Source organism: Rhizobium sp. SVR5-2C (genome assembly GCF_056755115.1).
In genome coordinates, this window is record NZ_JBNDHT010000439.1 from 1 (window position 1) to 262 (window position 262).

The window sequence follows — 262 nt, forward strand, 5'->3', positions numbered from 1 at the left end:
CTAATTGCGAGAAGGCGGCTCAGCGCCTCCTGCGCGCGATTAAGGCGGGCGAGACCGTCGCGATCTTCGGAGACTATGATGTCGATGGTGCCGCCTCGTCAGCGCTGCTCTATCGCTTCCTGACCCATTTCGGCGTTTCGGCCAGCATCTACATCCCCGATCGCATCTTCGAAGGCTACGGCCCCAATCCCAACGCCATCAACCAGCTCATCGACAATGGTGCAACTCTGATCGCAACAGTCGATTGCGGCTCCACCAGTTT

The 262-nt window shown here is 58.8% G+C and carries 1 protein-coding gene; it reads left to right on the forward strand.

Going from position 1 to position 262, the window contains the following annotated elements; all coding sequences use genetic code 11:
• The coding region (locus ACPYOI_RS36435; protein ID WP_481424225.1) for a DHH family phosphoesterase at nucleotides 1-262 on the forward strand (262 nt) is incomplete at both ends.